The following is a 21,398-nucleotide window of genomic DNA, read 5'->3' on the forward strand; positions in this document are numbered from 1 at the left end:
TCACGCTCCGCCCACGGGCAGGCTGACGGTGAACGTGCTGCCCCGCCCGGGCTCGCTGGCCAGCTCCAGGGTGCCGCCGAGCAGGGTCACCAGCCGCCGCGCGTACGGCAGGCCGAGGCCCGTGCCGCCCACCCGGGTCGCGCCGGGCACCTGGTAGAACTCCTCGAAGATCCGGTCGTGCTGCTCGGGCGCGATGCCCGGGCCGGTGTCCGAGGCGGACAGCAGCCAACGGTCGCCCCGCCGCTCCGCCCGCAGCCGGACCTCCCCGCGCTCGGTGAACTTGAGCCCGTTGTGCAGGAGGTTGCGCAGCACCTGGGCGAGCAGCACCTCGTCGGTGCGCAGCGTGGCCGGGGCCGGCGGCTCCTCCACCACCAGTTCGACCTCCGGCCGGGTGGCCAGGGCCCGCAGCGTGCCGCGCAGCTGGCCGAAGATCGGCCGCAGGTCCACCTCGGCCCAGTCGGGCTCGATCCGGCCGGACTCGGCCTTGGCCAGGTCGAGCAGCTCGTTGACCAGCGTGAGCAGGTCGCTCGCCGAGGAGCGGATCAGCCCGACCTGGCGGGCCTGCTCGGCGGTGAGCGGGTCGGAGGCGGAGTCGCCCAGCAGCCGGCCGAGTCCCATGATCGCGGTGACGGGGGCGCGCAGCTCGTGGCTGACGTTCGCCAGGAACCGGCTCTTCGACTCGCTGGCCGCCCGCAACTGGGCGGACTTCTCGTCCAGCTCGGCGTAGAGCGCGACCACGCCGCGGTTGGTCTCCTCCAGCTCCTCGGTGAGCTGGTTGTAGAGCGCCATCACGCCGCGGTTGGTCTCGGCCAGTTCCTCGTTGAGCACGGCCAGCTCGTCGCGCTGGCTGCGTACCTCGTCGAGGGCTGCGATCAGTTGCGCGTTCTGCGCGGCCAACTCGTCGAGGGCGCTGCCCGGGGCGTTCCGGCCGAGTTCGGCGCGCAGCTCGGCGAGACGCTCCGGGGTCAGCACCTCGGCGGTGACCGGGACACGTCGGGACATCCTCACGACCGTATCCCCCTCCCCGGTCACGACGCCCAACATGTCCACCAACCGCGCCACCGCACCCGACTGCGGCTCGTACCGCCCGTCGGGCAGCGGGCGCACCGGGAGGAGGTCCACCCGCAGGTGCCGCCCACCACCAACGGCGTCGTGGACCAGGGTGAATGTCACGTCCGCCCCGCCGACCGCGCGCAGCAGGTCCCGGGCCACCTCGCTGAGCGCCGTGGCGACGCGTACCTGGTCCTGGTGCTCCAGCCCGACCGCGGCGGCGACCTCGCGGCCCCGCTGCCGGACCACGAAGATGTCGTGTTCGACCCGCAGCACCATCTGGAGCAGCGGCACCGCCCCGGTCGGCCCGGTCACGACCACGCCCGGGCGACCAGGACGCACGCGTCGTCGCGGCGGGTGCCGGCGTCCCGCAGCAGCGACGCGGCCACCACGACGGGCGACCGGTCGGCGAGACCGGGACAGTCGGCGAGCTGCCAGCGGTCGACCACGCCGTCACTGTGCATCACCAGCAGGGCGCCGGCCTCGAAGGGGTAGTCGTACTCCCGGACCGGGGGACGCTGGTGCCCGGCGATGCCGGGCAGCGAGACCAGGCCCCGGCGCTGGCCGGCCGCGCCGACGACCGCGGCGGAGATGTTGCCCAGCCCGGCGTAGCGCAGCACCCCGGCCGACGGGTCCGGCTCCGCGACGGCCAGCGCCGCGCCCCGGGTGTGGGTCATCGACCGGTGCAGGTGCTGGACCACTGCGGCCGGCGGCCCCGCCGGCGCCCGGCGGAACGCGTCGAGCGCGGCGTCGGTGGCGGCGGCGGCGAGCGGCCCGTGCCCCAGGCCGTCGCAGACCAGCACCTGCCGCCGGCCCTCCACGATCCGCCAGGCGTACCCGTCGCCGCTGACCGGTTCCCCGGTCAGCGGCCGGGTGAGCGCGCCGGCCCAGGGCCGCTCCCGCCCACCGGCGCGGTCCGGCCAGACCTGGACGGCGAGGACCGTGCCCCGCCCCGGCCGGGAGTAGCCGTCGAACCAGCTGGCCTGCCGGACGATCGCGCCGAGACCGATGCCGAGCGTGCCCGTGGTGGAGTGCCCGTCCTGCGAGGAGACGGTCAGGTCGGCCATCCCCGGCCCGGCGTCGATCGCGATCAGCTCCACGCCGGCCTCCCGCTCGTGCCGGGCGGGCCGCAGCAGCAGCATGCCGTCCTCGGCGTGCTTGACCAGGTTGCTGGTCAGCTCGGCGGCGACGATCGCGAGGTCGGCGGTGCGGGCCTCCCCCAGGTCGAGCTGGTCGCCGAGCCGCTCGGCGGCCCGGCGCACCGCGCTGGCGGCGCTGCCGGTCTCCACCCGGAACCAGATGCCACGGTCGGGGACCACGTCCTCGGTCATCTGGACCACTTGGTGACCGTGATGCGGGTGCCCTCACCCACCGCCGTCTGGATGTCGAACTCGTCGACCAGCCGGCGCGCGCCGCTGAGCCCGAGGCCGAGCCCGCCCCCGGTCGTGTAGCCGTCGGTCAGTGCCAGGTCGAGGTCGGCGATGCCCGGGCCGCGGTCGGCGAAGACGATGCGTACGCCCCGCCGCGTCCCGTTGTCCACCGTGCCCACCTCGACGGTGCCGCCGCCGCCGTACACCAGGGTGTTGCGGGCCAGCTCGCTCGCCGCGGTGACCACCTTGGTCTGGTCGACCAGCGAGAGCTTGACCGCCACCGCCACCGTACGCACCAGCTGCCGGACGCGCACCACGTCCTCGTCGCCGCGGATCGCCTGCGCCTGCGGCTGGCCCAGGTCGACGCCCGCGGTCATGAGGAGGCCGTCGTATCGGCGTCCGGTTCGTCGTCGAACGCGAACTCGTGCTCGTCCGCGCGCGCCGCCGCGATCAGCTCCATGCCCCGTTCGACGTTGAGCGCCGTCCGGATGCCGTTGAGGGACAGGCCCAGCTCGACGAGGGTGATGGCGACGGCGGGCCGCATTCCGACCACCACCGTCTCGGCGTCGAGCACCCTGGAGATCGAGGCGATGGTCGACAGCATCCGCCCGACGAAGGAGTCCACGATGTCCAGGGCGGTGATGTCGATGATCACGCCGTGGCAGCCGGTCGCGACGATCCGCTCCGCGAGGTCCTCCTGGAGCTGGACCGCCGTCTGGTCGGACATGTCGACCTGGATGGAGACCAGCAGGATCTCGCCGATCTTGAGGATCGGCACCCGCTCCATCACGCCTCCCGGCGCGGCAGCCGGCGGGCGGTCTCGACCCCGGTGAGCCGGAGCACGTGCCGCAGCGCGTCGGCGAGGCTGGCCTTGGTGGCGATGTCGCCGAACTCGATGCCCAGGGCCACGATGGTCTGCGCGATCTGTGGCCGGATGCCGGAGATGATGCAGTCCGCGCCCATCAGCCGGGCGGCCACCACGGTCTTCAGGATGTGCTGGGCGACCTGGGTGTCCACCGCCGGTACGCCGGTGATGTCGATGATCGCGTACGGCGAGCCGGTGTCGACCAGGGTCTGGAGCAGCCGCTCCATCACCACCTGGGCGCGGGCCGAGTCGAGGGTGCCGACCAGCGGCACGGCGACGACGCCCTCCCAGAGCTTCACCACCGGGGTGGAGAGTTCGAGCAGTTGTTCCGCCTGGTCGGCGATGAGGCTCTCGCGGGTGCGGACGAAGCTCTCGAAGGTGAACAGGCCCATCTGGTCGATCAGCCCGGAGAAGGCGACGTAGTCGCGGAGCGTCCCGGAGCCGCCCTCGGCCTCCATCAGCTCCAGCAGCGCCTCCTTGACCGCGAACACGCTGATCGCGGTCTCGGAGGCGGAGAAGCCCTGTCGGGCCCGGCCCCGCGACAGCTCGGCGAGCACGGCGCGCAGCTCGGTGGCCTGCTCGGCGTCGAGGTCGACGGCCCCGTGCTCGGCGGCGGTCACCATGCTGCCGTGCAGCTCCTGCACCTGCCGGCGCAGTTCCCCCTGGCTGAGTCGCCCGCGCAGCGACCCGGCGACGATCTCTGTCCAACGCTGCGTGATCCGCTCGGCATGACCTGTCAGCAGACTCGCGAGCCGGCCGCTCTCCTCGGCGCTCAGCGCCATGGCAACCCCCTTCGACCTGGACCGGCGGACTCTATCACCGGAGGCCGGGTCGCTAGTTGCTGCACGGCAAGCGAATGACGGTGACCACCGGATACCGGTTCCCGTTCTGCGTACCACCCCGATCGTGGGATACCGTTTCCCCGATAACGGGAGGTCTGGCGAATGTCCTTGACGGTGCACACGGAACAGCGCGGCGACGTGGTCGTCGTGTCGGTCGCGGGCGAGTTGGACATGGCGACCGCACCGCAGTTGCAGGACCAGATCACCGACCTGCTCGACAAGGGCCGCAGCCGGCTCGTCTTCGACCTGGCGAACGTCTCGTTCTGCGACTCCACCGGGTTGTCGGTGTTCGTCCGCGCCAAGAACAGCTGCGACGAGGCCGGGGGCGTGGTGCGGCTGGCCGCCCCGCAGCGGGGGGTGCTCCGCATCCTCGAGGTGAGCGGCCTCGTCGAGGTGCTGCACACCTACCCGACGGTCGACCAGGCCGTGGCGGGCGACCCCACGCCGGCCTCCTCCTGACCGTTCCTCCTCACGCCTCGTCCTCGATGTGCCGGGGGCGGGCGATCACCAGGCCCGCGGCGGTCTGCACGGCCAGCGCCGCCAGCAGGAACCCGATCGGGGCGGTCCATCCGCCGGTCGCCTCGTAGAGGATGCCCACCAGCAGCGGCCCCAGCGCGGCGATGACGTAGCCCGTGCTCTGCGCGAAGGCCGACAGCGCGACGGTTCCCTCGGCGGTCCGGGCCCGCAGGCCGATCACCGTCAGGATCAACGGGAACGCGCCCTGCCCGATCGCCAGCAGGGCCACCCAGAGCAGCGCCGCGCCGTGCGGGGCCAGGGCGAGCCCCAGGTAGGCCAGGGTCGACGCAGCGGTCAGCGAGAGCACCAGCGGGCGCAGCGTCCGCAGCCGGCCGGCCAGCGTCGGCATCAGCAGGGCGATGGGCACGCCGAGGGCGGTCACCCCGGCGAGCAGCAGCCCGGCCGTCTCGGGGTGGTAGCCGGCGTCCCGGAACAGCTGGGCCAGCCAGCCCATGATCGCGTATCCGCTGAGCGACTGCGCTCCGAAGTAGACCGCCATCGCCCAGCCGAGCCGGGTGCGGCCGGGCCGGATCCGGGTGCGGGGGGCGACGGCCTCCGTCGGGGTGGCCCGCCGCGCGGCGGCACGCGCCCGCAGCGCCAGCGGCACCCACGGGAGCACGGCCACTGCGGCCAGCCCGGCCCAGACCCCGAGCCCGACCCGCCAGGAGCCGAAGGCGTGCGCCACCGGCACCGCAGACGCGGCGGCCACCGACGTGCCCAGGGTCAGCGCCATCGTGTACGCCCCGGTGACGAGCCCGGTGCGGTGCGGGAAGTGCTGCTTGACCAGCATCGGCAGCAGGATGTTCGCCACCGCGATGCCGGCCAGCGCCAGCGCGCTGGTGAGCACGAAGACCAGGGCGGAGTCGGTGACCACCCGCAGCACCTGACCGGCGGCGAGCGCGAGCATCGCGACCACCAGCACCCGGGCCGGGGCGAACCGGCGGACCAGCCACGGGGTGAGCGCGCCGAGCCCCGCGAAGGCGATGGTGGGCAGGGTGGTGACGAGGCCGGCCATCGCCCCGGAGAGCCCCAGGCCGTCCCGCACCTCGTCGAGCAGCGCCCCGAGGCTGGTCACGGCGGCCCGCAGGTTCACCGCGACCAGCAGCATCCCGACCAGCACCAGCACGCCCCCGGTGGCCGGGTGCGCGGGCCGGCCCGGCTTCGCCCGCTCCACCGCGGGGGCGACCGGCACGCCGTCCGGGGCCGGGATCGGGTCGGCGGCGGTGGCGGTGGCGGTGGCGGTGGGCGGTGGCGGGGTCATACCGTTGAACCTACAATCATGGGATGAATTCCGGGCAGGAGTTGTAACCAGTGCCACCGTCGGTTGATTCCGCCACCGCGCCGCCCCGTGGGCACCGCGTTCGGCAGACCATCGCGCAGCTCAGGGAGCGGATCCTCGGCGGCGAGTGGCCGGTGGGCGGTCGGATCCCCACCGAGCCGCAGCTGGTAGCGGCGCTCGGCGTGGGGCGGAACACGGTCCGCGAGGCCGTGCGGGCGCTGGTGCACGCCGGGGTGCTGGAGTGCCGGCAGGGCTCCGGGACGTACGTGGTGTCGACCGACGAGCTGGCCCCGGTGGTGGCCCGCCGGCTCACCGTCGACCGGGCGGCCGAGGTCGTCGAGGTGCGGCGCGCCTTCGAGGTGGAGGCGGCCCGGCTCGCCGCGCTGCGGCGTACGCCCGAGGACCTGGCCGCGCTCGACGACGCGCTCGCCGTGCGCGAGGCGGCCTGGCTCGGCGGCCGGGTCGACGAGTTCGTGGAGGCCGACGCCGCGCTGCACACCGCCGTGGTGGCGGCCGCGCACAACGGCATGCTCGCCGAGCTGTACGCCTCGGTCGGCGCCGCGCTGCGCAGCACGATCACCCAGTCGATGGGCGGCGCGCTGGAGCCGGAGCGCTACGTCGACCACTCCCGGCTGGTCGAGGCGATCCGCGCCGGCGACCCGGGCCGGGCGGCGATCGAGGCCGGTGCTTTTCTGGAGCCGCCACCCGGGGCATAGGTTGTGCCGGACGGAAGACCGGACACCTCGGGAGTACGGATGCTCAAGGGCTTCAAAGACTTCATCATGCGCGGGAACGTCGTCGACCTGGCGGTCGGCGTCGTCATCGGCGCCGCGTTCACGGCGGTGGTCACGCAGCTCACCAACTCGTTCCTCAAGCCGCTGATCGCGTTGATCACGCTCGTGGCCACGGGCCGTGAGGGCGGCCTTCAGGGCGCGGCGTGGAAGGTCCGGGGTGTCGAGTTCGACTGGATCAGCTTCATCAACGCGATCATCACCTTCGCGCTCACCGCGGCGGCGCTCTACTTCCTGGTCGTCTACCCGATGAACAGGCTGGCCGAGCGGCGCAAGCGGGGCGAGGAGCCGCCGCCGAAGGCGCCGAGCGAGGAGGTCAAGCTGCTCACCGAGATCCGGGACGCCCTGGTCGCCGCCGGCCACACCACCCCCGGGCAGCAGCGCGGCGCGCTCGACGACGTGCTCGGCCGCCGGCCGGAACCGCCCACTCCGCGCTGAATCCGGCACAGGCACATCGGCCCCTGCGGGAATCCCGCGGGGGCCGCACTTTTTCGTACGCATGTTCGATAGAGTCCCCGCCATGGAGCAGCGGAAGCACTGGTGGAACGGGAAATGGGGCCGGCTGGCGCGGCGGGACGTCTTCCTCCGGGTGGACGCCGACCGGTGGCACGTCGAGCAGCGCGCCGGCGGCTCCGAGGGCGTCTCCCAGTTCTACGAGTACGACAGCGCCGAGGAGGCCGAGGAGACGGTCCGGGCGCTGCTCCAGGGCACCGACAGCTGGCGCGAACTCTCCCCCCGGCCACCGAGCGCCTGGTCCCCCGAGCTGTGAGGAAGGCCGGACGGGCGGGTACGGGGCACGGCGCGGGCGGTTTAGCCGGAGCGGGGGCCGGGAACCGCGCCAGAATGAATCAGGGCACCGAGCGGCAGGCGATGGTTTCCCGGGTCACCACGGGCATGCGGGTGGTCGACGTCGACGGCACCGAGGTCGGCACGGTCGACCTCGTGCAGCGGGGCGACCCGAACGCGGTGACCGTGCAGGCGCCGACCGCCGATCCGGGCAGCAGCCTGGACGAGCTGATCGAGTCGACGGCGGTCGAGGAGCCGGACGTGCCGGCCGACCTGGCGGCCCGGCTGCTGCACAGCGGCTACCTGAAGGTCTCCACCGACCTGGCGCGCACCGGCGCGGTCTACGTGCTCGCCGAGCAGATCGCCACCGTCGCCGACGGCCGGGTACGCCTCGACGTCCCCGCCGGCGCCCTGCCCCCGGAGGAGTGACGCCGGCGCCCGGTCAGCCCCGGGCCGGTACGCCCGCACGCCGTCGAGCTGATGTCGTGGACGATCCGGCCCGACAGGGCGCGGAGGGTCAGTCGCCGTCGACCCGGGCGCGGAGGGTCAGCCGCCGCCGACCCGGGCGCGGAGGGTCAGCCGCCGCCGACCCGGGCGCGGAGGGTCAGTCGCCGCCGACCCGGGCGCGGAGGGTCAGCCGCCGTCGACCCGGGCGCCGCGCGGCGACGCGGCGCCGGCGGGGAAGTCCGACCCGACCGGAGCCGGCCGGAGCGACACGGCCACCGGCTCGGGCGCGGTAGCCGGCTCGGGCGCGGTAGCCGGCTCGGGCGGGGCGGGCTGCGACGCGGCCGGGTCGTCGGAGCGGCGGCGGAAGAGCAGGAGCATCAGCCCGCCGGCGACCAGGCCCCAGAACGCGCCGCCCACGCCGAGCAGGGTCACCCCGGAGGCGGTGACCACGAACGTGACCACCGCGGCCTCCCGGGCGGCCGGCTCGGCCAGCGCCGAGGTGAGCGCGGTGGCCAGCGCGCCGAGCAGCGCCAGCCCGGCGACCGCCTCGATCAGCACCGGCGGGGCGAGCGCGATCAACGCGGTGGCCGCCCCGGCGCCCAGGCCGAGCAGGGCCAGCCCCGTGCCGGCGGTGACCGAGGCGATCCAGCGCCGGTCCGGGTCGGGGTGGGCGTCCGGGCCGGCGGCCAGCGCGGCGGTGATGGCCGCGAGGTTGACCGCGTGCCCGCCGGCGGGCGCGGCGGCCAGGCTGGTCAGCCCGGTCGCCCGCAGCGCGGCCCCGAACGGCGGCCGGTAGCCGTAGCCGACCAGCACCGCCATCCCGGGCACGTTCTGCGCGGCCATGGTGACCAGGAAGAGCGGCAGCGCCAGGCCGACCAGGGCGGAGACGCTCCAGGCCGGCGCGGTCAGCTCGACGGCGGGCAGCAGCCGCGCGCCGCCGAGGCCGGCGACCGGGGCGGTCAGCGCGATCGCCGCCACCGCCACGACCAGCGCGCCCGGCACCGCCCAGCGGCGCGCGAACCGGTGCAGCAGCAGCCAGGCCAGTACCACGGGCGCGGCCAGCCGGGGCACCTCGACCAGCGCGCGGACCGGGGCGGTGCACAGCGGCAGCAGGACGCCGGCCAGCATGGCGCCCGCGATCGGCCGGGGGATCGCCGCGACGGCCCGACCGAGCGCCGGGAACAGCCCGGCGGCCACGATCAGCACGCCTGAGACGAGGAACGCCCCGACGGCGACGGGCCACCCGCCGGGCATCGGGCCGGTGGCGACCAGCAGCGCCGCGCCCGGGGTGGACCAGGCGACGCTCATCGGGATCCGGTGCCGCAGGCCCAGCCAGACGGCGGAGATCCCGGACGCGACGCAGACCGCGAGCAGCCCGGAGGCGGCCTGCGCGTCGGTGGCGCCGACGGCCCGCAGGCCGGCCAGCACCACGGTGAACGAGCTGGCGAACCCCACCAGCGCGGTCACCACGCCCGCCAGCAACGGTTGTGTCCGTCCCGCCATCCCACCCCCCGATCGTTCCGTTTACGGAACAAGAACCTGTAGCACGATAGCGGGGTGCCGCACCCGTCACCAGCCCGCCCACCGCACCCCGATCCGGGAGCCGACGCCGTCGGCCGCCGGGTACGCGCGCTGCGCGAGGAACGGGGGATGTCCCTGTCGACCCTCGCCCGGCTGGCCGGGGTGGGGAAGGCGACGCTCTCCGGGCTGGAGAACGGCACCCGCAACCCGACCCTGGAGACGCTCTACGCGATCACGGCACAGCTCGGCGTGCCGCTGACGGCCGTGCTCTCGGGACCGGCCGCCGGACCGACCGTCCGCGGCGCGGCGGTCACCGCCGTCCTGCTGGAGGTCTTCGAGGACACCGACGCCACCTACGAGCTGTACCGGATGCTGGTCGCGCCCGGCCCGGAGCAGCTCTCCCCCGCGCACCAGCCGGGCGTCACCGAGCACATCGCCGTCTTCGCGGGCGTGCTGCGCGCCGGCCCGGTGGACGCGCCGCTGACGGCCGCCGCCGGCGAGCACCTGCGCTGGACGTCGGACGTGCCGCACGTGTACGCCGCCGTCGGCGACGAGGAGGTCGCCGCCAGCCTCCTGCTCCGCTATCCCCGCCGCTGACCCCGCAGCACCGACGGCACCGGGGCGGCCGGCCGGCGGCGGGGTCGGGCGCGGCGGCTCAACGGCCCGGCCACGCACGATGGGGCCGGCCGGCCCGGCGGTCCGGTCGCGCGGGGCGGCTCAGCCGTCGACCGGCGTCCGCGCCGGCAACCGCCGCCGCACCGCCCAGATCGCCGCCTCCGTACGCGACGCCGACCCGGTCTTGCGCAGCAGGTTGGACACGTGCACGGTGACCGTCCGCACCGAGATGCCGAGCGCCCGCGCGGCCTGCTTGTTGGACATCCCGGCGACCAGGCAGCCCAGCACCTCGATCTCCCGCCCGGTCAGCTCGGCGTCGACCGGGTCGGCCGGCCGGGGCGCCACCGCCGCCGACCACGCCGGTGCCGACCGGGCCGCCGTGGGCCGGGCCGCCGCCGTGGGCCGGGCCGCCGCCGTCGACCGGGCCGGTGGTGCCGGCGGCGGCGGGCGGAGCAACGCCTCGGGCCCCTGGCCGGCGTGCGCGGCGAGCAGTTCGGTCAGCGCGTACGGGTTGCCGCCGGTGCGCCGCCAGACCGCGCGCGCCAGGCGACCGGACGGGCGCGGGTCGGCGTACACCTGGGTCAGCACCTCGGCGACCTCGGCCGGGAGCAGCGGTCCGAGGTGTTGGCGGACGGCGCCCCGGACGCCGCAGAGCCGGGCCAGCGCGCGGACCGCGAGGTCCGGCGCGACCGCGTCGGCGGCGGGCCGGGTGGCCACGACCAGCAGCGCCGGCAGGTCGGCGGCGGTGGCCAGCTCGCCGACCAGGTTCAGGCTGGCCGGGTCGAGGGCGTGCAGGTCCTCCACCACCAGCACGGCCGGGCCGGTGCCGACCAGCAGCCGGACGACCCGCACCGCGAGCCGGAGCAGGGTGCCCGGCGCGTAGCGCTCGCGCGGCGCGGTGGGCTGCTGGGCCAGCCAGGCCAGCGCGTCCGGCGGCAGGTCGAGCCCGCTCGTGTCCCGACCCGTGAGAACGGCGGCCAGCCAGTCGTACGGGGCGGGGCTGTGCACCCGGGCCGCGCCGGAGAGCACCACCGCCGGGCGCGGGGCGAAGGCGTCCAGGGCGGCCGCGACCAGCAGTGACTTGCCCACCCCGGCCTCACCGGTGATCACCGCGACGGCCGGCGCGGAGCGCCGGGAATCGGCCACGGTGGACCACGCCCGGTCGAGCTCGGCCAGCTCACCGGCGCGCCCGACCATGGACACCGGCATCATTCCCACACCCTACGCAGTAGTGCGTAGAGACGGCGGCAGGGTGTTCTTGGCAAGCTTGACCCCATGACGCTGATCCTCCGCTCGGCCATCCTCAACGACATCGGCCTGGTCCGCACCAACAACGAGGACTCCGCCCTCGCCGGTGACCGCCTCGTCGCGGTCGCGGACGGCATGGGCGGCCTGCCCGCGGGCGAGGTGGCGAGCGAGATCGTCATCCGCATCCTCGACGAGCTGAGCCCGCCGACCACCCCCGACGAGGCCGCCGACGCGCTGCGGGCCGTGGTGAGCACCGCCAACCAGCGCATCCACGCCGCCATCACCGTCGACCCGGCCCGTGACGGCATGGGTACGACGCTCACCGCCGCCCTGCTCGCCGGGGACGCGCTGGTGCTGGCCCAGGTCGGCGACTCCCGCTGCTACCTGCTGCGCGACGCCCGGCTCACCCAGCTCACCCGGGACGACACCTTCGTCCAGGCGCTGGTGGACCAGGGGGCGCTCTCGCCGGAGCAGGCACGCCACCACCCGCAGCGGTCGCTGGTGACCCGGGCGGTGCAGGGCGCGGACACGCCGCCCGCGATCGGGATGCTGACCGTGGCCGCCGGCGACCGGCTGCTGCTGTGCAGCGACGGCCTGTCCGACTACGTCGAGGACGCCACGATCGCCGCGGCGCTGACCACGTACGCCGACCGCCAGCAGTGCGGCGAGCAGCTCGTCAAGCTCGCCCACCAGGCCGGCGCGCCGGACAACGTCACCGTCGTAATCTCCGACGTCACCGCCGTCTGACGCGGCCCGGTTTCCCGTACGCGAGAATCCGGGCCGGCCGGGTGGTGTCAGGTGCCGATCGGCGGCCCCGCGGCGAGGCGCGGTCCCGGCCGTTCCCCGGATTACGGTTGCGTCGACCGGGAAGCCGGGATGGGATTGGCGGATGACCATCCGCCGGGTGCACTCCGAAGAGCGCCTGACCACCAGCTTCCCGCTCCAGGCGTACGCGTTCGAGACGTCGCCGGCCCGCGCCGGCCGGACGGAGGAGTACCGCGACTACCTGCCGTACAACGAGGGCAACCGGACGCTGGTCGCGGAGGCCGACGGCACGACGGTGGCCGCCGCCTCGGCGGTGCCCATGCGGCAGAACCTGCGCGGCACGGTGCTGCCGATGGCCGGCGTCGCCGGGGTGGCCACCCACCCGCTGGCCCGCCGGCAGGGACACGTCCGGGCCCTGCTGCACCAGTTGCTCGACGAGATGCGCGACGAGGGGCACGCGCTGACCGCGCTCTGGCCGTTCCGGTCGTCGTTCTACGCCCGGTTCGGCTACGTCGGGCTGCCGAAGGCCCGCACGGCCACCTTCTCGCCGGCCGACCTCGGCGAACTGCTCCGCGCCGACCTGCCGGGCGAGGTGGGCTGGGAGCGGATCGGCGCGGGCTACCCGACCTGGCGCGAGTTCACCGAGCGCTGTCTGCGCGAGCGGCACGGCTTCGCGATCTTCCCCGACTACCGGGCCGTCGGGCTGCGCGACCGCGACGAGCGGTGGCTGCTCACCGCCCGGGTCGGCGGGACGGTCACGGGCGCGGTGACCTACCGGATCGACGACCACGGCGGCACGCTGGTCGCCGACGACCTGCTCGTCACCGACCCGGTGGCCCGCGCGCTGCTGTTGCGGTTCTTCGCCCAGCACGTCGACCAGGTGGAGCGGGTGAGCGTCCTGCTCCCCGTCGACGAGGCGCCGGAGCTGTGGCTGACCGACCTGGCCGTGCACGTCGAGGCGCGGGTGGCCCGGCCGGGCTCGTCGGCGCCGATGGCCCGGCTGCTGTCGGTGGACGCGCTGGCCGGGCTGCCCACGGGGCCGGGCCGGGTGCGCGTCGAGCTGACCGGTGACCGCTGGCTGGCCGGGTCGTACCTGCTGGACGGCACGACCGGCGCGCTGGAACTGGTCACCGGCGCCGCCGCCACCGCCGGGGAGCCGCCCACCGCCACGCTGACCGCCGCCGGGATCTCGGCCCTGGCGTACGGGGTGCTCGACCCGGTGGAGGTGGGCCTGCGGGGGCTGGGCGAGGTGCCGGCGGACGCGGCGGCGGAGCTGCGCCGCCTCTTCCCGCGTCACCTGCCGTACCTGTTCGCCGACTTCTGACCCCGGTTGGCGGGCGCACCGACGGGGTACGGTCCCGGGAATGCCGGAGTGGTTGCAGGCGGGTGGGTGGGGGCTGCTGGCCGGGTCCGCCCTGTTGCTCGGGGCGGCCGTGGGCTGGTTCGCCCGGGTGCCGCAGCGGGTCATCGCGTCGGTCATGGCGTTCGGGGCGGGGGTGCTGCTCTCCGCCGTCTCGTTCGAGCTGATCGCGGAGGCGCACGAGAAGGGCGGCCTGCTGCCCACGACACTCGGCGCGGCCGGTGGCGCGCTGGCCTACACCCTGGCGAACGTGCTGCTCGCCCGGTGGGGCGCGCGGCACCGCAAGCGCTCCGGCGACCGGCAGCCCTCCGAGGGCGAGCGGCCCGGCTCGGGTTCCGCGATCGCGGTCGGCGCGCTGCTGGACGGCGTACCCGAATCGGTGGTGATCGGGGCCAGCCTGCTGGCGGGCGGGCCGGTCAGCCTGGTCACCGTGGTCGCGGTCTTCCTCAGCAACGTGCCGGAGGGCCTGTCCAGCGCGGCCGGCATGCGCCGGGCCGGCCGCTCCCGGCGGTACGTCTTCGCGCTCTGGTCGGCGATCGCCCTGGTCAGCGGCGTGGCGGCGGTGGCGGGCTTCACGCTGCTCGGCGACGCCCCGCCGGCGGCGCTCGCGGCGATCACCGCGCTGGCGGCCGGCGCCATCCTCGCGATGATCACCGACACCATGGTCCCGGAGGCGTTCGAGGACGCCCACCTGCTGGTCGGCCTCGTCACCGTGGCCGGATTCCTGACCGCCTTCGCCCTCTCCCGCCCGTGACCCGTCCCCGGCGGGGCGTCCGCCCCTGCTTCCCGGGGCCGGTCGGGGCGGCGTGCGTCAGTAGGGGTTGCCGTGGCCGGCGGGGCGGCCCCGCAGCAGCGCGGCGGGGCGGCCACCTGCGGCGGACATCGCCGGGCTGGCGGTGCGCGCGCCGTCGGCTATCCCGGCGAAGAGTTCCTTCAGCGCGCTGACCGCGTCGTGCCGAGGCTGCCAGCCCAGCTCCGCCTCGGCACGCTCGCTCGACATCAGCGGCGCGTTCAGTGCCAGCTCCACCCAGCCGGCGTCGATCGGTTGCAGCCGCGCCCGCCAGGTGAGCGCGGCGGCGGCGCGCAGCACCGGGGCGGCCACGGGCACCGTCCAGCCGTGGAAGTGTCGGGCCACCAGCTCCGGGGTCAGCACCGGGTCCGCCGCGACGTTGAACGGACCGCGCGCGTCGCCCAGGACCGCCCGGGCGTACGCGTCGGCGACGTCGTCGGTGTGCACCGCCTGCATCCGCAGCCGCCGGTGCGTCGGCACCAGCGGGATGCGGCCGAAGCGGAGCAGCCGGACCGGCGCGAACGGGCCGAGGAAGTAGCGGGTGATCTCGGTGGCCGCCGCCCGCTGGAAGTTCAGGCCGGGCCGCACCCGCACGACGCGCAGCCCCGGGTGCTCCCGCTCGGCCCGGTCCAGCAACGCCTCCACCTCGGCCTTGTCCCGGCTGTACGACGAGCCGGGCACCCCGGTCGCCGGCCAGCGCTCGGAGACCGGGTGGTCCTTCGGGCCGGGCGCGTACGCGCCGACCGACGAGGCGACCACCAGGGCCGGCACGTTCGCGCGGACCACCGCGTTGACCACCGCCGCACTGCCGCCGACGTTGGTCCGGCGCAGCACCCGCTGGTCGTGGCTGGGCTGGATCTGCCAGGCCAGGTGCACCACCGCGTCGGCCCCGGCGAGGACCTCCGCGAGCTGGTCGGCCGCGCCCGGCAGCCCGACGTCGCAGGAGTGCCACTCCACCTGGTCGTACGGCTCACCGGCGTCCGGCCCCGGCAGCCGGCGCGCCACCCCGACGAGATCCACTCCGCGTTCCCGGCGCAGCCGGCGCAACAGGGCGGTGCCGGCGTTGCCGGTCGCGCCCACCACCACGATCCGCATGCCCGACCCCGTACCCGGTCAGCCGCCCGCCAATCGCCGCGCCCGGCAGCCATCAGGGGCGGCGTCAGGGGCGGGACGGCCGTCAGGGGCGGGGCGACCGTCAGGGGCGGGGCGACCGTCAGGGGCGGGGCGAGTGGCGCACCCAGCTCTTCTTCTCGTCCCGGCGCCGGCCGTCCGAGGCGGCCAGGCAGCGCGGGCAGATCCAGCCGACCGGGTCCGCCTCGGTGAGCACGTCCGTCGACCGGTACTCGAACCGCACGTGGGGGAAGCGGCGCAGCCGGGTCCGGCTGAGCGGGAGCCCGCAGACGGTCTGGTTCTGGCCCGGCAGCCAGGCGTGCACCTCGCCGGCCGGCTCCCGTACGCCGTCGGGGCCGGTCTCCTCGCCGGAGGCCGCGACGGCCGGGGTGCTGCTGATCCTCATGCGGGCACGGTTCCCCCGCGCCGGCCCGCCCATGCCTGCCGGCCTCCCGGCCTGCCGGCCTCCTGGCGGTGGCGGGTGGCGGGTGACGGGCGGTGCCGGCGTGCCGGGCCGGGCGGTCAACCGCGCCGGGTCAGCAGGGCGCCGATCAGGCAGGCGAACGCGGCCACCGATGAGAGCGTGCGGATCAGATTCCAGCGCACCCAGGCCACCTCGAACCAGGCCCGCACCTCGGCCAGGTCGCCGATCCGGTCCACCGGGCCGGCGGCCTCCAGCCGGTCGTTCAGCGGCACGTTGAGGCGTACGGTGACGACGAAGGTGACCAGGTAGCAGGCCAGCGCGGCGACGGTCCAGAGCAGGGCCGGGCCGCCCCGGGTCAGGTGCAGGGCGGCGGCCAGGGCGAGCAGCAGCAGCGCGCCGAGGAACGCGCCCAGGAACCAGCCGTTGAGGATCTTCCGGTTGATCGACTGCATGGTGCCGATCAGCGTCCGGTCGTCGGTCGCGCCGAGACCCGGCATGACCGCGCAGGTGAACGCGAAGAACAGCCCCGCCATCAGCCCGGTGGTCAGGGTCGCCCCGGCCAGGGCGGCCGTGCGGATCGTCTCGAACACAGGTGTTCCTCCCCCGTCGTCGTCCCCGCCAGTCAACCGGGGCGTGATCCTCCCGGCCATGGCCGGACCGCTCGACCCGATAAGCGAGCGTCCACCGCACGACGAGGGGACCGCCCGGACCGGCCCACGGGAAGACCGGCCCGGGCGGGATCAGGGGGCGGCCTACCCGCGCGGGCGGGCCCAGCCGGTGAAACGCTCGGCCAGGTCGGTGCACGACCGCTCGCCGTCCAGCTCCGCGAGCTGCCCGGCCGCCTCGGCCTGAAGGGTGCCGAGATAGATCAGCAGCGCGGTCCGGTCGGTGCGGTACTCGCCGAGCAGCCGCAGCTTCGCCGCCGAGCAGGGCCAGGCGATCCCGCAGGCCGCGCAGCGCCAGGTGGGCCGGGACGGCAGGTGGTCGCGGCGGCGGGTCACCGCGCCGGCACCGTGACGACGGTCGCCCGGTCCACCCGGACGAAGGCGTACCGCTCGCGTGGCCGGAGCGTGCCGTCCGGGGTCAGCTCCCGACCGCGCAGCTCGACCCACTCCGCGCCCTCGAACGGCCCCCGGCTGAGGATCTCGGTGACGTACAGCGTGAGGATCCCGGTGCCGAACCGGTAGGAGTCCTCCGGCACGCGGATGACCTCGCCCGTCACGATCGCGCCCTCCCGGCGCGGCCTGTTGCCCGTCACGCCCGCCTCCCATCCGTCGCCTGTCCGTGGCCTGTCCGGTGCTCGACGGGGGCCGCCGACGGATGCTCAACTCCGGGGGGCGGCCCCCCGCGAGGACCGCCCCCGGCCAGTGCTCCACGAGCGGCCCTCGCTGGTGACACTCTGCTGTGGAGGCGACTACGCTCGGAAGGCTCTGCGGGCGTCCGGGTGGGGCTGGCCGAAGCCGCGCCCGGCGGGTGGCGCCCTGGGTAGTCGATCTTCAAACTGGGAGGCCCTGAATGGCCGACGTGCCGAGTCCGCTCGCCGCCTTCGTCGTGGCCGAGATCCGCCGCGCCCGAGGTGGTGCCGGCATGACGCAGGAGACGTTCGGCCGGGGTGCCGGGTTCAGCGCGTCGCACGTCAGCGCCGTCGAGGGCGGCACCCGCGCCCTGACGATGGACTTCATCAAGGGCGCCGACCGGGCGCTCAAGACCGGCGGGCTCTTCGAACGGCTCGTCGCCAGCGTCGGCGCGCCCTCCTGGTTCCTCCCCTGGCTCGACGCCGAACGCGCGGCGACCCAACTCCGCTACTTCGAGCCGAACCTGATCCCCGGTCTGCTTCAAACGGAGGACTACGCCCGCACCGTGCTTCGGTCAGTCGACATCCTCACCACTGACGAGGTGGAGCAGCGCGTGTCGGCTCGGGTGGAGCGACAGAAAATCCTGACGAGCGATCGACCACCCCAGTTCGTCGCGGTACTCGACGAGTCAGCGCTGCGCCGCTACGGCGACGGCATCGGTGCCGTCATGGCGCAGCAGATCGCCCACCTGATCGCTCTCGCCGAGCTGCCACACATCCATGTCCACGTCATCCCTGCGTCGAGCGGGCTGCATGTGGGCCTGTCGGGACCGTTCGCCCTGGCACGCTCCAGGGAGGGCGTGTGGGTCGGGCACCTGGAGAACCAGCTTGCCGGTGTCGTCATCGACAAAGACGATGACGTAGCTACGCTTCAAGCTCGGTGGGAAAGTGTGCGTAACGAGGCTCTGCCCCGCCGGCAGTCCATCGACCTGCTCAAGGAAGTAGAGAGCCAACATGGACCTCAGTAACGCCCGCTGGCGCAAGGCAACCCGTAGCGGAGCGAGCGGCGGGAACTGCGTCGAGGTGGCCGACAACCTGCCCGGCGTGGTCGCCGTCCGCGACTCGAAGGACCCGACCGGCCCGGCCCTGACCTTCGCCCCCACGGCCTGGCGCGCCTTCGTCGCCCGGACCGCCGGGCGAGCCTGACCGCCTCCTGTACGCCCGGATGCGCCCGTCCCCGACCGGGGCGGGTGCCTCCGTGGCCGCACCTCGGCGCACCCTCGGTGAGCTGCATGTATCGACGGCGGCGCGGAAGCCGAGAGCCGCCGCCGTCCGACGTCCGGTAACCTGATCGCGCGGGCCGCTAGCTCAATGGCAGAGCTGTGGACTTTTAATCCATAGGTTCAGGGTTCGAGTCCCTGGCGGCCCACTACAAACCGCCCCTGAGCTGTGAGAACGTCGGACGAAGATCATCGGGCACAACCAGGGCACAACTCAACTCCGATCTTGGTGTCGCCACACCAAGCCGGAGCCTTGACCGTCCAGACCCGCCAACCGCCCCGATCTTCTCGGACCCCGAAGCGCCACGGATGCCGGCTGCGACTGCGATAGCTGGTCGTGCCACCAAACCGCGTAGACCTCGGTGACCACCAGGGCGACACCGTCGCGGAGGTGGTCGACCTGCAACGGACCCGATTCCAGCTTGCTGGGCGGCATGGCGGACCCTGACATTTGCGCCCGGTAAGCGCGCCACTGACGCACCAGCTCGTCACGGCGATCGTCGGTAAGCACTCGACGCAGCCCGCCATCATTCCCGCTACTCAGCCGCAGCAAATAGACAGCCACTGCCGCATCGGGGGCGCGCTCTCCCTGTTCCGCCTCAACCTAAACTTTCACCGCCCACGCTGCAGGAACGGCCAGCGCACCTGTGCACGCCATGGCGATGAAGGACAAGAGAACCCAGGGCCACCGCCTTGAAAGGGCTTCCCGCGTCACGTCAGGCACTCTAATAATCTTGCTCGGACTTGATCGACTTCGATGCTCAGCCAAAATCATCGGACACAGATCCGGCACGACTGAGCTTGGAAATCCCTGTAAAACGTCGAGAAGCGATGAGGGCCGCCCTGGTCAGGGAGGTGCGGGAGAATAGGAAACCGGAGAAGCAGCCGGAGCTGAGCCGCCAGCGTTGACGAGCACCAGGAGCACCCGCCGCCCCGGGACAAGCCTCAGGGGGGTCAAGAGTGCTGGTCACGGCAGGAACCCTGGGTAGCACACTCGCCGGATCGGCGCCCCCGCTACAGGCACGAGGTTGATTGCCTTGTACGGGCATGATTCCACAGTGTGACGAGACGTCTGAGTGTTCTTCTGATCGCTGTCGGTGTGGCGGGGTTGCTCGGTGTGATGCTGCTCCACGTTCCCGCATCGTGGTGGCGTGTCCTGGCCTCTGGGTGGTCGGTGCTACTGCCGGCAACAGTGAGCCTGGCGCTGTTGCTCTTAGGCGCACGGCTGTGGTGGCGGACCAACCAGGAAGGTCACCAGGCGTCGGCGGCACCGACACCACCGGACCGGCAGGTGCGGCCGTTGCGGGCGTGGGTGATCTTGGTCGGAGCGGTTGTCGTGGCAGTAGTCACTGGGGCGGCGGTGCTCTGGTTGCAGAACACCCTGCCCGCAGTCGGTGACCAGGTGCAGCGGGCTCGGTTGCGGGTGGACAGTATCCGGACCGGTCTGACCATCGGAGCCGCCGTCACCGGTGCATTTGCTCTACTGCTGGCAGTTCGCCGGCAGCAGCTGGCAGAGCGCACCCAGCAGGCCACCGAGTACGACGCCGGCGAGAAGAGAGTCACCGAGCTGTATGTCAAGGCGGCCGACCAACTCGGCGCCGACAAGGCCCCGGTGCGCCTCGCCGGCCTGTACGCCCTCGAACGCCTCGCTCAAGACAACCCGGTCCACCGGCAGAGCATCGTCGAGGTCATATGCGCCTACCTACGCATGCCGTACACCCCACCCGACGACCAGCCTTCACCCGGCACCAATAACGCACCGGCTGCAGGGGAAACATCGACCCCACACAAGCCACCGGTGCAAGCCACCGGCACCAAGGACCCCGACAAGCCAGCCACCGAACCCCGCGAAGAACGTCAGGTCCGCCTTGCAGCCCAACGCATTCTCGCCCGACACCTACGACCCGAAATCGAAAACGAAGACGTCAATCCCGCCTACTGGGGCCCAAAGATCGTTCTGGACCTTACGGAGGCAACCCTCATAGACGCCGACTTCACCAAATGCCACCTCTACAATGCAGACTTCAGCAGAGCAACGTTCAGCGGCGGCATCTGGTTCGGCCAGGCGACGTTCAGCGGCGATGCCTGGTTCAACAAGGCGACGTTCAGCGACGACTTCTGGTTCGGCCAGGCGACGTTCAGCGGCCGCGCATGGTTCGACCGAGCAACGTTCAACGGCCACGCCTGGTTCGGCCAGGCGACGTTCAGCAGCGACGTCTGGTTCGGCGATACGACGTTCAGCTGCGGTGCCGGGTTCGACAGGGCGACGTTCAGCGGCGACGCCGGGTTCGACAGGGCGACGTTCAGCGGCGACGCCAGGTTCGACAGGGCGACGTTCAGCGGCGACGCCAGGTTCGACAGGGCGACGTTCAGCGGCGACGCCAGGTTCGAGGGGGCGACGCTCCGTGGGAGCAGATATGAAGGCCCCACGAATCGCGAGCGACCTCGACATCGGTGAGCGAACGGACGACGAAGCTCCTCCGGCGGGGGCCTCATGCTCGGGGATGGCCGGGGACTGAGCGGCGGTTACGGTACGGGGCGGCTGAGGGGGATGCCATCCCGTCACCGTCGTCCCATGCAAAGCCGAGCAGACCAGGGCCCGCTCCACCGTGGTGTGGGACGACGGTGACGGGATGGCAGCGGTGCGGCGGCGGCCGCCGTCGAGGCCATGATCATCGGGCACAGATCCGGCACAACTGAGGCCGGAAAACCCTGTAAGACGTCGAGAAGCGATGAGGATTGACGTCCTGCTCAACGGCCAGATGTGTCCGAATCGGGATGATCTATCGGCGGCCCTTCGGAAAGCCCGTGTCATCGACCACCCACGCCACCGGCTTGACCACGTCGAGAGCCCGGCGGGCCAGCCGCATCCGCACCCCCGTGGTGTCCCACGTCGAGGTCGTCACGAACTGCTGCAACCCCTGATGATCCACCCCCAGCCGCTGCGCCATCGGCTGCATCGACTTCCGCCGCCCATCCAGCAACAGCCCCCGCAGATACGTCTCACCCTTCGCCCGCTGATCCGACCGAGCCAACGGGGTGAAC

Annotated in this window: 25 protein-coding genes, 1 tRNA gene and 1 pseudogene; 13 read left to right on the plus strand and 14 right to left on the minus strand. The window is 73.6% G+C overall.

What is annotated here, in order from left to right; translation table 11 throughout:
• From ACGFZ2_RS14970 to ACGFZ2_RS14990, 5 genes are read right to left on the minus strand one after another with little or no spacing between them, the layout of a single operon-like run.
• Positions 1–1,329 carry a sensor histidine kinase gene (locus ACGFZ2_RS14970; protein WP_393453707.1) on the minus strand — a complete coding sequence of 443 codons (1,329 nt, stop codon included), beginning with the start codon at positions 1,327–1,329 and terminating at the stop codon, positions 1–3.
• Between the two features lie 32 nt (positions 1,330–1,361).
• The gene (locus tag ACGFZ2_RS14975; protein ID WP_393257359.1) at positions 1,362–2,381 is read right to left on the minus strand and encodes a SpoIIE family protein phosphatase; all 1,020 of its coding nucleotides are present in this window, start codon (positions 2,379–2,381) and stop codon (positions 1,362–1,364) included.
• Positions 2,378–2,797 (minus strand): ATP-binding protein, encoded by a 420-nt coding sequence (locus tag ACGFZ2_RS14980; protein ID WP_393257357.1) that lies wholly within the window; start codon positions 2,795–2,797, stop codon positions 2,378–2,380. Before ACGFZ2_RS14980 ends, ACGFZ2_RS14975 begins: the two co-directional genes overlap by 4 nt.
• Positions 2,794–3,207: an STAS domain-containing protein gene (locus ACGFZ2_RS14985; RefSeq protein WP_393453599.1), complete on the minus strand. Its 414-nt coding sequence runs from the start codon at positions 3,205–3,207 to the stop codon at positions 2,794–2,796. The genes ACGFZ2_RS14980 and ACGFZ2_RS14985 overlap by 4 nt, the downstream gene beginning before the upstream one ends.
• On the minus strand, positions 3,207–4,067 hold the full coding sequence (locus ACGFZ2_RS14990; RefSeq protein WP_393453602.1) for an STAS domain-containing protein: 861 nt from the start codon (positions 4,065–4,067) through the stop codon (positions 3,207–3,209). Before ACGFZ2_RS14990 ends, ACGFZ2_RS14985 begins: the two co-directional genes overlap by 1 nt.
• A 162-nt stretch (positions 4,068–4,229) precedes the next feature.
• Between ACGFZ2_RS14990 and ACGFZ2_RS14995 the strand changes: the two genes are divergently transcribed.
• Positions 4,230–4,586 (plus strand): STAS domain-containing protein, encoded by a 357-nt coding sequence (locus tag ACGFZ2_RS14995; RefSeq protein ID WP_092381119.1) that lies wholly within the window; start codon positions 4,230–4,232, stop codon positions 4,584–4,586.
• 10 nt (positions 4,587–4,596) lie between these two features.
• Here the strand turns inward: ACGFZ2_RS14995 and ACGFZ2_RS15000 are convergent, their stop codons facing one another.
• Positions 4,597–5,904 carry an MFS transporter gene (locus tag ACGFZ2_RS15000; RefSeq protein ID WP_393453605.1) on the minus strand — a complete coding sequence of 436 codons (1,308 nt, stop codon included), beginning with the start codon at positions 5,902–5,904 and terminating at the stop codon, positions 4,597–4,599.
• Positions 5,905–5,954: 50 nt separating this feature from the next.
• Here ACGFZ2_RS15000 and ACGFZ2_RS15005 point away from each other — a divergent pair, with 50 nt between their 5' ends.
• From ACGFZ2_RS15005 to ACGFZ2_RS15020, 4 genes are all read left to right on the plus strand, one after another.
• Entirely contained in the window at positions 5,955–6,638 is a 684-nt protein-coding gene (locus tag ACGFZ2_RS15005) for an FCD domain-containing protein (protein WP_350701991.1), read from the plus strand.
• Between the two features lie 39 nt (positions 6,639–6,677).
• Positions 6,678–7,151, plus strand: a complete 474-nt coding sequence (gene mscL, locus ACGFZ2_RS15010; RefSeq protein WP_393257349.1) for a large conductance mechanosensitive channel protein MscL — start codon at positions 6,678–6,680, stop codon at positions 7,149–7,151.
• A gap of 82 nt (positions 7,152–7,233) precedes the next feature.
• Entirely contained in the window at positions 7,234–7,482 is a 249-nt protein-coding gene (locus ACGFZ2_RS15015; RefSeq protein ID WP_393257347.1) for a hypothetical protein, read from the plus strand.
• 74 nt (positions 7,483–7,556) lie between these two features.
• The gene (locus ACGFZ2_RS15020; RefSeq protein WP_393257345.1) at positions 7,557–7,928 is read left to right on the plus strand and encodes a hypothetical protein; all 372 of its coding nucleotides are present in this window, start codon (positions 7,557–7,559) and stop codon (positions 7,926–7,928) included.
• Positions 7,929–8,132: 204 nt separating this feature from the next.
• Here ACGFZ2_RS15020 and ACGFZ2_RS15025 read toward each other — a convergent pair whose 3' ends face one another.
• On the minus strand, positions 8,133–9,449 hold the full coding sequence (locus ACGFZ2_RS15025) for a benzoate/H(+) symporter BenE family transporter (protein ID WP_393453608.1): 1,317 nt from the start codon (positions 9,447–9,449) through the stop codon (positions 8,133–8,135).
• A 147-nt stretch (positions 9,450–9,596) separates the two neighbouring features.
• Here ACGFZ2_RS15025 and ACGFZ2_RS15030 point away from each other — a divergent pair, with 147 nt between their 5' ends.
• Positions 9,597–10,064: a helix-turn-helix domain-containing protein gene (locus tag ACGFZ2_RS15030; RefSeq protein WP_393453611.1), complete on the plus strand. Its 468-nt coding sequence runs from the start codon at positions 9,597–9,599 to the stop codon at positions 10,062–10,064.
• Between the two features lie 120 nt (positions 10,065–10,184).
• On the opposite strand, the gene ACGFZ2_RS15035 is transcribed toward ACGFZ2_RS15030, so the two are convergent.
• The gene (locus ACGFZ2_RS15035) at positions 10,185–11,294 is read right to left on the minus strand and encodes an AAA family ATPase (RefSeq protein WP_393257339.1); all 1,110 of its coding nucleotides are present in this window, start codon (positions 11,292–11,294) and stop codon (positions 10,185–10,187) included.
• Positions 11,295–11,357: 63 nt separating this feature from the next.
• Between ACGFZ2_RS15035 and ACGFZ2_RS15040 the strand changes: the two genes are divergently transcribed.
• The 3 genes from ACGFZ2_RS15040 (at position 11,358) to ACGFZ2_RS15050 (ending at position 14,209) form a co-directional block, all read left to right on the plus strand.
• The gene (locus tag ACGFZ2_RS15040) at positions 11,358–12,077 is read left to right on the plus strand and encodes a PP2C family protein-serine/threonine phosphatase (RefSeq protein WP_393453614.1); all 720 of its coding nucleotides are present in this window, start codon (positions 11,358–11,360) and stop codon (positions 12,075–12,077) included.
• Positions 12,078–12,219: 142 nt separating this feature from the next.
• On the plus strand, positions 12,220–13,419 hold the full coding sequence (eis, locus tag ACGFZ2_RS15045; protein ID WP_393453617.1) for an enhanced intracellular survival protein Eis: 1,200 nt from the start codon (positions 12,220–12,222) through the stop codon (positions 13,417–13,419).
• 40 nt (positions 13,420–13,459) lie between these two features.
• Positions 13,460–14,209, plus strand: a complete 750-nt coding sequence (locus ACGFZ2_RS15050) for a ZIP family zinc transporter (protein ID WP_357699100.1) — start codon at positions 13,460–13,462, stop codon at positions 14,207–14,209.
• Positions 14,210–14,266: 57 nt separating this feature from the next.
• On the opposite strand, the gene ACGFZ2_RS15055 is transcribed toward ACGFZ2_RS15050, so the two are convergent.
• The 5 genes from ACGFZ2_RS15055 to ACGFZ2_RS15075 all read right to left on the minus strand — a co-directional run bounded on the left by ACGFZ2_RS15055 (position 14,267) and on the right by ACGFZ2_RS15075 (position 17,037).
• Positions 14,267–15,340, minus strand: a complete 1,074-nt coding sequence (locus ACGFZ2_RS15055; protein ID WP_393453621.1) for an NAD-dependent epimerase/dehydratase family protein — start codon at positions 15,338–15,340, stop codon at positions 14,267–14,269.
• A gap of 118 nt (positions 15,341–15,458) precedes the next feature.
• On the minus strand, positions 15,459–15,761 hold the full coding sequence (locus ACGFZ2_RS15060; protein ID WP_393453624.1) for a hypothetical protein: 303 nt from the start codon (positions 15,759–15,761) through the stop codon (positions 15,459–15,461).
• Between the two features lie 116 nt (positions 15,762–15,877).
• Positions 15,878–16,369, minus strand: a complete 492-nt coding sequence (locus tag ACGFZ2_RS15065) for a DUF1772 domain-containing protein (RefSeq protein WP_393453627.1) — start codon at positions 16,367–16,369, stop codon at positions 15,878–15,880.
• A gap of 162 nt (positions 16,370–16,531) precedes the next feature.
• On the minus strand, positions 16,532–16,780 hold the full coding sequence (locus ACGFZ2_RS15070) for a flavin reductase (protein ID WP_393453630.1): 249 nt from the start codon (positions 16,778–16,780) through the stop codon (positions 16,532–16,534).
• Positions 16,777–17,037 (minus strand): hypothetical protein, encoded by a 261-nt coding sequence (locus ACGFZ2_RS15075; RefSeq protein ID WP_393257324.1) that lies wholly within the window; start codon positions 17,035–17,037, stop codon positions 16,777–16,779. The genes ACGFZ2_RS15070 and ACGFZ2_RS15075 overlap by 4 nt, the downstream gene beginning before the upstream one ends.
• 257 nt (positions 17,038–17,294) lie before the next feature.
• Here ACGFZ2_RS15075 and ACGFZ2_RS15080 point away from each other — a divergent pair, with 257 nt between their 5' ends.
• The 4 genes from ACGFZ2_RS15080 to ACGFZ2_RS15095 all read left to right on the plus strand — a co-directional run bounded on the left by ACGFZ2_RS15080 (position 17,295) and on the right by ACGFZ2_RS15095 (position 20,811).
• Positions 17,295–18,101 (plus strand): helix-turn-helix transcriptional regulator, encoded by an 807-nt coding sequence (locus ACGFZ2_RS15080; RefSeq protein ID WP_393257322.1) that lies wholly within the window; start codon positions 17,295–17,297, stop codon positions 18,099–18,101.
• Positions 18,088–18,279: a DUF397 domain-containing protein gene (locus tag ACGFZ2_RS15085; protein ID WP_363702472.1), complete on the plus strand. Its 192-nt coding sequence runs from the start codon at positions 18,088–18,090 to the stop codon at positions 18,277–18,279. The genes ACGFZ2_RS15080 and ACGFZ2_RS15085 overlap by 14 nt, the downstream gene beginning before the upstream one ends.
• A gap of 151 nt (positions 18,280–18,430) precedes the next feature.
• Positions 18,431–18,502 (plus strand) — tRNA-Lys (locus ACGFZ2_RS15090).
• A 911-nt stretch (positions 18,503–19,413) separates the two neighbouring features.
• Positions 19,414–20,811, plus strand: coding sequence for a pentapeptide repeat-containing protein (locus tag ACGFZ2_RS15095; protein ID WP_393453633.1), 1,398 nt, complete (start codon positions 19,414–19,416; stop codon positions 20,809–20,811).
• Positions 20,812–21,148: 337 nt separating this feature from the next.
• On the opposite strand, the pseudogene ACGFZ2_RS15100 reads toward ACGFZ2_RS15095, so the two are convergent.
• Positions 21,149–21,398, minus strand: a pseudogene (locus ACGFZ2_RS15100) (transposase); the annotation flags it as partial.

This window comes from Micromonospora sp. NPDC048063 (assembly GCF_043202855.1).
Classification (GTDB): Bacteria; Actinomycetota; Actinomycetes; order Mycobacteriales; family Micromonosporaceae; genus Micromonospora.